We start from the raw sequence: 8,423 nt of genomic DNA, 5'->3' as shown, positions 1-8,423 counted from the left end.
AAATATAAGCCGTTTAGCTTATATGAAAAACTTATATGTCTCAAATAGTTGAAGCCTGTATTCGTTGCCTGTTGTTTATCTGGGCCAGCTGCACTTGAGCCCTATATGATATAAGGCATAAACTATTAACGGCCGTCACCCTGAATTTAGTTCAGGGCCTATTCAACCAATCAAAATCAATTTTTTCAGCAATCAGAAGTTATAATTCCCCAAATCAAAAAGATCACTGCAGACGCTATTTTCCACTTTTGCAAAAATCATTTAATCGGAAAATGTTTACCATCTAAGGTATGGATGAAAAATATACCCTTTTCGCTTATATGAAACTTATATGCCTTGTATGGTTAATTTCTAACGTGCTGCTATACAAACTGCTGAACTTTTATAAATTTATACACCTCAGATGGTTAATAACATTTATAAAATCAAACTTATCTTTAAAATAGTTTTGCTCAAGCTAAGTTTGCAAAAATCCCTTACATCCCACTCCTCAATAAAAATATCGTCATACTTCTGGCACCGTGCGCCCCCAGCACCAAAGATTGTTCAATATCAGCTGTTTTAGAAGGCCCGGCGATAAAAGTACCAAAGCCATAATCGGCATCTCCGATCACGCCATAAGCATCATGCATGGTGGCTACAATATTTTCTTCGCGAACCAGCATCCCTAAATGTTGCGTAATGAATGGCAACACCCTTGCCCCCATTTTATCCTCCGTAATCCAAACCGCACCATTTTCCGCAACAGCGAAATGCGTTTCAAAAACCGCCAACTCAGCATTCACGAATTCATGCGGATCTTCTTCCCCGGTAAATGGCGTATAAAAATCCAGTTCCTTCATGGGGCTTAATAGCCTTGCGCCCGGGTTGTAATGCTCTAAAGCATATAAATTAATGTCTTCTACTTTTTGGATGGTAACAACCCGTCCGCCGATGAAATTAATCATCTGTACGAATTTGTCTGTCACTACAGATTTAGCAGGAGAATCAAACTGTAAATCCACAGGTAAGGTGGTGGTTTGAGGTTGGTTATTTAGAATGGCTGATAATATTGTGGCTCTGCTCATGGTTAATTATTATAGCTTGTCTATTTCGTTTATAATGTTGTGGTTCCTTATTTATTATTCTTTTTAAACCATTCAGAAAAAGATTCTTTAGGTGGCGTAGGCATTTCCCTATTTTTAAACCAGAGATTTAGTTGATTATTAACCGTGAACGGCGCATTCTTCAATGTCCACCGGCCAATTTTACCAGCTAATTTAAAGCGCGTTGGAGATGACAAAGTAAAATCCATTACCTTCATAGCAATCGTTTTTGCAGCAGGCGAATGCCCTTCTTTCACAATAACCTGTCGCCATTTATAAAGCTGATCGTGAATATCAATTTTCACCGGACAAACGTTGGTACAAGAACCGCAAAGGGTTGAAGCAAAAGGCAGATCTGCATATTCTTTCATATCCAGGTTTGGCGCCAAAATTGCCCCAATCGGACCAGCAATAGCGTTGTGGTAACTATGGCCGCCGCTGCGCCGGTAAACCGGACAAGTGTTCATACAAGCACCACAGCGAATACATTTTAATGAATTGCGGAAACTTTCACGTCCTAATTGCACGCTCCTGCCATTGTCAACCAATACAATATGCATTTCCTGGCCTTTTCTAGGCTTTTTAAAATGACTAGAATAAGTGGTGATCGGCTGTCCGGTAGCGCTTCTGGTTAACAACCTGAGGAAAACGCTTAAATGTTTTTTCTTCGGGAGTAACTTTTCAATGCCCATAGAAGCAATGTGAATATCGGCCAGATGAGCACCCATATCCGCGTTTCCTTCATTGGTACAAACCACAAATTCGCCCGTTTCTGCGATGGCAAAATTTACACCCGTAAGTGCAGATCTCCTGGTTAAAAACGTTTCCCGCAAATGGATTCTTGCTGTTTCTGTCAATACCTGGGGGTCTGAAACTCCTTCGGCGGTTCCTAAATGCTCATGAAAAAGCTGACCGATCTCTTCCTTCTTTTTATGGATACAGGGCAATACAATGTGGCTTGGTGGTTCTTTTGCCAGCTGCACAATCCGTTCGCCAAGGTCAGAATCAATCACATCAATCCCGTTTTTTTCCAGGTATTCGTTCAAATGGCATTCCTCTGTCAGCATCGATTTGCTCTTAACCATCTGGTTAATACCTTTGGCTTTTAACAGAGAAAGTACAATTTTGTTATGTTCTTCGGCATTCGCTGCCCAATGGACAACAATGCCATTGGCCTGCGCTTTAGCTTCAAATTCTACCAGATAATTGTGCAGATTAGAAAGCACATTATCTTTAATTTGCGATGCTGTTTCCCGAAGCAATTCCCACTCAGAAATGCTGTGAGCAGCCTTATCGCGTTTTGCCCTGATCCACCAAAGCGTATCATCATGCCAGTTTACGCGTTCCTCATCCCGGTTAAAGATGTCAGATAATTCGGGGTGTTTAATGCCGCTTGTCGTACTCATCCTATCCAGCATTTAATATTTCTGCAATATGCAGCACTTTCACATTACTTTTCTTTCTCTTCAAAATACCCTCCATATGCATCAGGCAAGACATATCTGCAGCGGTAATAAATTCTGCGCCATTCATCAGGTGGTCTTCCACCCTGTCTTTGCCCATCTTTGCGGATACGGCTTCCTCTGCCACGCAAAATGTACCACCGAAGCCGCAACATTCATCCGGGCGGGTAAGCTCAATAATTTCCAATCCTTCCACCTGGTTTAATAACTGCATGGGTTTAGAAAAAGGCTGATCAACCAGTTCCGTCATCGATGATAAATGTAAACCCCGCTGGCCATGGCAACTCTGGTGTAACCCCACCTTGTGCGGAAAAGAAGCGGTTAGTTTTTCCACCTTCAAAACATCTGTTAAAAACTCCACCAGTTCATAAACTTTCTTGCGAATGCCTTGTGCATCACCCTCCCGTGTTTCATCATGAAGGTGGTCTTTAATGTGGAGCACACAACTTCCTGATGGAGAAACGATATAATCAAACTCTGCGAAATTTTCAATAAATAAACTATTGCAGTTTTTAGTCAAATGCTCATAACCAGAGTTCGCCATTGGCTGGCCGCAACAGGTTTGGTTGGTTGGATAATGGACTTCTACACCCAGTTTCTGAAGCAATTTCAAGGTGGCGATGGCCGCATTTGGATAAAACTGATCTACGTAACAGGGAACAAATAAACCTACTCTCATCTATTAAAAATCTCCCTCCGATTTACGCTGGTGCACTGAAATATCTGCATCTTGTTATGGTTAGAATCTATAAAGCTAAAATAGCCCGTTTCAAACAGGCAACTGTTATGCACAATCATGTATTTTATGTTTTTTTTGGAAAGCAAATCCAGTAAATAATCGGTTCCTGTAGTCCCGCTAATGCTGCTGCCGGTAGAAAAAACCGGCATTCGCGTATATCGGGTTTAGCTTACCCGGGTTTGTGCTCCAAACTAAAAACCCCGCAAGTGTTCAATCTGCGAGGTTTTAATACCATGTAAATCTCACAGGGTTATAAAGCCTGCGAGGTTTAAAAATCACTATTTCGAAAACTTATAAGTAGTTGATGTTTTATACGTTTGGCCAGGTTTTAATTCTGTGCTTGCAAAATTCGGGTGGTTCGGCGCATCAGGAAAGTGTTGTGTTTCCAGGCAAATTGCCGAGCGGAACGGGTAAGATTTTCCACCCTTACCGTCTTTATCAGCACCAGTTAAAAAGTTCCCGCTGTAAAACTGCAAACCAGGTTCTGAAGTATAAATCTCCATTTTAATTCCCGTTAAAGCACTTTTTACCGTAGCATCAGGCGTTTTGTCATCGTGTTTATTTAACGCGAAGTTATGGTCGTAACCTTTACCAAATTTCAATTGCTCATTGGTTTCTTCGATAGATTTTCCAATGGTTTTGGCTTTGGTAAAATCAAAGGCAGTACCTGCTACCGGCAACAATTTTCCTGTCGGAATTAATGTTGAATCAACAGGTGTAATCGCATCCGCTGCAATCATTAATTCGTGATCTAAAATAGATTTATTTCCTTCACCGTTTAAGTTGAAATAAGCATGATTAGTTAAATTAACCACTGTTGCTTTATCCGTTGTAGCGGTATAATCAATCTGCAAAGCGTTATCATCCGTTAGGGTATAAACTACTTTTACATCAAGCTTTCCAGGATAACCCGCTTCACCATCTTTAGAAACATAGGCAAGTTCCAGTTTTTTCCCATCTACTTGCTTAGCATCCCAAACTTTAGCATAAAAACCATCGGTTCCACCGTGTAATGTATTTGGGCCATCATTCAATTGTAAGGTGTATTGTTCGCCATTTAACGTGAACTTTCCTTTTCCAATTCTGTTTCCATACCGGCCAATTAAAGCACCGAAAAACGGTTCGCCTTTTTTCCGGTAAGCACCAATGCTATCATAGCCTAACACTACATCAGTTAATTTATCATCTTTATTTGGAACGAGAAGAGAAACAATTCTTCCGCCGTAATTGGTTATGGTTACGGTAGCACCATTGGCATTTTTCAAAGTATAAAGTGTAACGGCCTTACCATCAACGGTGGTATTATATTTTAAAGAATCTGTCTGCGTGGTGGCTTCAGTACCTTTATCAGCCTTCGGGTTGCAAGAATATAGTGAAACAGCTAAACATAATGTTGCTAAAGGTACTGCACTAAGCATTATTTTTTTCATAGAGATTTATTTTGGTTAGGGCTAAATTAAGAAAATATATTATCGTTGCCATGACGATTATAATTATAATTGTAAGAATATTGATGCGTGGCCTGATGCATCATTAAAAAATCACCTAATTTTGTACCTAATATGCATACCCTCAACTTTAAACCCAAGGCTTTTTTATTCGATTTAAATGGCACTATGATCAATGACATGAAATATCATACCATGGCCTGGCGTTCGGTTATGAATGAAGATTTGGGTGCCAATCTGGATTTTGAAACCGTTAAAAAAGAAATGTATGGCAAAAATCATGAAGTTTTAGCAAGGGTTTTTGGCAAAGGTAAATTTAGTGATGAAGAAGTTAAAAAACTATCTTTCGATAAAGAGAAACGGTACCAGGAAGGCTATTTCCCTCACCTGGCTTTAATTGATGGCCTGGCAGATTTTTTAGAAAAAGCTAAAAAACGCAACATCAAAATGGCTATTGGCTCCGCAGCAATTCCTTTTAATATCAATTTTGTGATCGATGGATTGAAAATCCGCGATTACCTGGAAGCCATAGTGAGTGCAGATGATGTAACCATTAGCAAACCAGATCCAGAGACCTTTCTAAAAGCAGCAGCTGCACTTCAGCTAAGCCCGGATGATTGTCTCGTTTTTGAAGATACGCCGAAAGGTGTGGAATCTGCCTTAAACGCAGGGATGAAAAGTGTGGTGATCACAACCACCCACAGTATAGAAGAATTTGAAGATTACCCGAATGTTCTTTGCTTTATAAATGATTACCATGATCTTAAATTAAATACGCTCTTCTAAAATGGCAAAATATATCAATCAAAAACCTGTTCTTGTTGCAGTAGATTGCATTATCTTCGGGTACGATGGCGATCAGCTTAAACTCCTGGTAATCAAGAGAGCCATCGAACCCATTAAAGATCAATGGAGTTTAATGGGTGGTTTTATTGGCGAAGAAGAAAATTTAGATGGTGCCGCAAAGCGGATTTTATTGGAGCTTACCGGCTTACATGATGTTTACCTGGAACAATTGCATGCCTACGGCCGCCCAGACCGAGATCCTATCGAGCGTACCGTTTCTGTAGTTTACTTTTCATTAATCGATATTAATAAATACAGCACTCAAATTAACGATCAGTTTCATGCCGAATGGTTCAAGATTAAAGAAGTACCGGAACTCATTTTTGACCACGATGTAATGGTACAGGCAGCAATGGATAAAATCCGTTACCAGGCCGCCCTCCATCCTATTCTATTTGAGTTATTGCCGAAAAAATTCACCATTCCGCAATTACAAGCATTGTATGAGCAGGTGTATGATGCACCAATCGACAATAGAAACTTTATCAGAAAGATCACAGCGAGTGGTTTATTGATTAAGCAAACAGAAAAAGATAAATCAAATTCGAGGCGTGGCGCATTCTATTTCAAGCTCGATAAAAACAAGCATAAGGCGCAATTTCAGTCTTTTTTAAACTTTATTCCGAAGGCGATAAAATAATTTTAAAGCGACAACAGGAAGATAGAAATTTAGAAATCAGACAATTGGCCTAACATTTAGTGAACACAAAAATCAGCCAAAAAATTATTTTTATAAAAGATTTGCATGGTTGATTATAATCTCTATATTTGCACCTCCTTAAACAAAAGGAAATGATTCCGTAGCTCAGCTGGTAGAGCATTACACTTTTAATGTAGTGGTCCTGGGTTCGAATCCCAGCGGGATCACACCAAAGACTATCAAAATGTATAAAACCCTGCAATCGCACGATTAGCAGGGTTTTTGCTTTTAGGGAATTGCCAAAAATCGCATGAATTCACAAAACTTTGGTGAGTGATTCGGTGAGTAAGGCAAAACGGTTAAATTGACTCACCGAATGGCATATAACGATCTATTGAACAGGTTGTTACAAACTGAACATCTTGTGTATTTTAAGAAGCAAAGCTATGTTTGTTTAACCTTAATGTTATCGTTATGAAAACTAATTTTAGGGTGCTTTTCTTTTTGAAAAAGCCAAAAAACTACACAAAAGGGGCTGTTTACTTTATCTTTTTAAGAATCACAGTGGACGGAGTTCGTGCGGAGATGTCAACAAGCAGAAATTGCGAGTCAGAGCGATGGAATGCAAAAGCCGGAAAAGTTATTGGCACGAAGGAAGATGTTAAAACTTTGAATGCCTATCTGGAAAATATTAAAGCCGAAGTTTATGCAGCCCATAGCCAGCTAAACGTAGACGGAACTGCAATAACCGCTGATAGCGTTAAATGCAAATTCTTAGGCAAAGCCGAAAAAACACACACCATTATTGAGGCCATTAAAATCCATAATACAAACATGGCCGCACTTGTAGAAAAGGAAGATTATGCGGAGGGCACTTTGAGACGGTTTAAAGTGCTTGAAAAGCACGTTAAAGAATATCTTTTATTCAAATATCAAACAGGTGACCTCAACATCCGAAATATAGACCATGAGTTTATTGATGGTTTTGATTTCTACTTGCACACTTCAAAGGATAATGATACCAATACAGCCAGTAAGCACCTTAAAAATCTTGGAAAAATCGTCCGTATATGTCTTAGAAACAAATGGATCATCACTGATCCCTTCTTTGGTTATAAGCCGAAATCAAAACTAGTACAAAGGGAATACCTGACTGCGGATGAACTGCAAAACATTGCGGGCAAAAAATACAGTACCGCAAGACTTTCACAGGTTCGGGATTTCTTCCTCTTTAGCTGTTATACGGGGTGTCGTATGCGGATGTGCAAAAACTCAAACAAACTGAAATACGTACAGGTATTGACGGGGAAAAGTGGCTGTTCAGCTATCGCAAAAAAAACAGGTACGCCTGTAGCTGTCCGCTTATTCCCATAGCCGCTGATATTCTGGAAACGTATAAAGATCATTCTTTCTGTGTCAATCAGAACAGGGCGCTGCCGGTTTCCAGCAACCAAAAAATGAACGAATATTTGGTGGAGATTGCCGCCCTGTCGGGCATCGTCAAGACACTCGGCAACCGGATCGCCAAACGCACTTTTGCCACTACAATTACTTTTTTGAATGGTGTACCTATCGAAAGCGTATCTAAAGTGATGGAGCATACCAATATCCGCACCACCCAACTCTATGCAAAAATGCTGGACGAAAAAGTTGCCAGCGATATGGCACCATTAAGAGAGATTTTTGCTATTGTATAGTATAGATAATGCACACTAAAAACTTCAGTTCGGGTGTGCATTCGTCAAAATGTATGAATGCAAAGGAAAGGAATGCCGTTCAAAGCTTCAATAGCACCTCCGAAGTCGCAGGAAACCGACAGCCACCACTCCGTAAAGGCTAAAAGCGAGAACAACGGGCTGGCTTACGTGCGCAGGGGTTTCGCAAGCCGCACCGAGCGTGGGGAAAAATAATAAATAAATCCCTATACGTCACCAGCTCTGTAAATTCAGACTGTCGATTTCTTTAAAGTGCTTATCCTTCGTATGTAATTTTAGGTCAAATTGCTTTGATACTGCGGCTATCCACATGTCATTCTCCGGTATTGGTTTACCTTTTTGCAACAAGGCAGTTTTGATTAAGGCATAGTGATTTGCTGTTTCATCATCAGCAATAAGGACATTACACCTGGAATTGCAATAGTATACTAGAGATTTTTTTTCGTCAGATATTTTTTTGAGATGCATTAATTTAGATTCCTTTTGG

General features: G+C 39.9%; 9 protein-coding genes and 1 tRNA gene. 5 read left to right on the top strand and 5 right to left on the bottom strand.

Annotated features, from left to right (window positions below; all coding sequences use genetic code 11):
* Positions 1–476 precede the first annotated feature (476 nt).
* The 4 genes from GJU39_RS22685 to GJU39_RS22670 all read right to left on the bottom strand — a co-directional run bounded on the left by GJU39_RS22685 (position 477) and on the right by GJU39_RS22670 (position 4,717).
* A complete protein-coding gene (locus GJU39_RS22685) occupies positions 477–1,067 on the bottom strand; it encodes a LutC/YkgG family protein (protein WP_154283279.1) in 591 nt (196 codons plus the stop codon).
* A 47-nt stretch (positions 1,068–1,114) separates the two neighbouring features.
* Positions 1,115–2,491 (bottom strand): lactate utilization protein B, encoded by a 1,377-nt coding sequence (locus GJU39_RS22680; RefSeq protein ID WP_154283278.1) that lies wholly within the window; start codon positions 2,489–2,491, stop codon positions 1,115–1,117.
* Position 2,492: 1 nt separating this feature from the next.
* Positions 2,493–3,227, bottom strand: coding sequence for a (Fe-S)-binding protein (locus tag GJU39_RS22675; protein ID WP_154283277.1), 735 nt, complete (start codon positions 3,225–3,227; stop codon positions 2,493–2,495).
* A 338-nt stretch (positions 3,228–3,565) separates the two neighbouring features.
* The gene (locus GJU39_RS22670) at positions 3,566–4,717 is read right to left on the bottom strand and encodes an aldose epimerase family protein (protein WP_154283276.1); all 1,152 of its coding nucleotides are present in this window, start codon (positions 4,715–4,717) and stop codon (positions 3,566–3,568) included.
* 132 nt (positions 4,718–4,849) lie between these two features.
* Here GJU39_RS22670 and GJU39_RS22665 point away from each other — a divergent pair, with 132 nt between their 5' ends.
* The 5 genes from GJU39_RS22665 (at position 4,850) to GJU39_RS24025 (ending at position 7,918) form a co-directional block, all read left to right on the top strand.
* Positions 4,850–5,521, top strand: a complete 672-nt coding sequence (locus GJU39_RS22665) for an HAD family hydrolase (protein ID WP_154283275.1) — start codon at positions 4,850–4,852, stop codon at positions 5,519–5,521.
* A gap of 1 nt (position 5,522) precedes the next feature.
* Positions 5,523–6,221 carry an NUDIX hydrolase gene (locus tag GJU39_RS22660; RefSeq protein WP_154283274.1) on the top strand — a complete coding sequence of 233 codons (699 nt, stop codon included), beginning with the start codon at positions 5,523–5,525 and terminating at the stop codon, positions 6,219–6,221.
* Between the two features lie 154 nt (positions 6,222–6,375).
* Positions 6,376–6,448, top strand: a tRNA-Lys gene (locus GJU39_RS22655).
* A 247-nt stretch (positions 6,449–6,695) separates the two neighbouring features.
* Positions 6,696–7,595, top strand: a complete 900-nt coding sequence (locus GJU39_RS22650; RefSeq protein WP_245228072.1) for a site-specific integrase — start codon at positions 6,696–6,698, stop codon at positions 7,593–7,595.
* 83 nt (positions 7,596–7,678) lie between these two features.
* Positions 7,679–7,918 carry a site-specific integrase gene (locus GJU39_RS24025; protein WP_245228071.1) on the top strand — a complete coding sequence of 80 codons (240 nt, stop codon included), beginning with the start codon at positions 7,679–7,681 and terminating at the stop codon, positions 7,916–7,918.
* Positions 7,919–8,149: 231 nt separating this feature from the next.
* Here the strand turns inward: GJU39_RS24025 and GJU39_RS22645 are convergent.
* The coding region (locus GJU39_RS22645) for a PIN domain-containing protein (protein ID WP_154283273.1) at positions 8,150–8,423 on the bottom strand (274 nt) is incomplete at its 5' end.

Origin of the sequence: Pedobacter petrophilus, assembly GCF_009674725.1 — a bacterium.
GTDB classification, from domain to species: domain Bacteria; phylum Bacteroidota; class Bacteroidia; order Sphingobacteriales; family Sphingobacteriaceae; genus Pedobacter; species Pedobacter petrophilus.
The sequence above is the reverse complement of the archived record's forward strand: the minus strand, read 5'-3'. Positions and strand labels throughout refer to the sequence as shown.

Coding starts and splice junctions, on each gene's coding strand:
- GJU39_RS22685 (WP_154283279.1), bottom strand. CDS start 1,067: ATGAGCAGAGCCACAATATTATCAGCCATTCTAAATAACCAACCTCAA.
- GJU39_RS22680 (WP_154283278.1), bottom strand. CDS start 2,491: ATGAGTACGACAAGCGGCATTAAACACCCCGAATTATCTGACATCTTT.
- GJU39_RS22675 (WP_154283277.1), bottom strand. CDS start 3,227: ATGAGAGTAGGTTTATTTGTTCCCTGTTACGTAGATCAGTTTTATCCA.
- GJU39_RS22670 (WP_154283276.1), bottom strand. CDS start 4,717: ATGAAAAAAATAATGCTTAGTGCAGTACCTTTAGCAACATTATGTTTA.
- GJU39_RS22665 (WP_154283275.1), top strand. CDS start 4,850: ATGCATACCCTCAACTTTAAACCCAAGGCTTTTTTATTCGATTTAAAT.
- GJU39_RS22660 (WP_154283274.1), top strand. CDS start 5,523: ATGGCAAAATATATCAATCAAAAACCTGTTCTTGTTGCAGTAGATTGC.
- GJU39_RS22650 (WP_245228072.1), top strand. CDS start 6,696: ATGAAAACTAATTTTAGGGTGCTTTTCTTTTTGAAAAAGCCAAAAAAC.
- GJU39_RS24025 (WP_245228071.1), top strand. CDS start 7,679: ATGAACGAATATTTGGTGGAGATTGCCGCCCTGTCGGGCATCGTCAAG.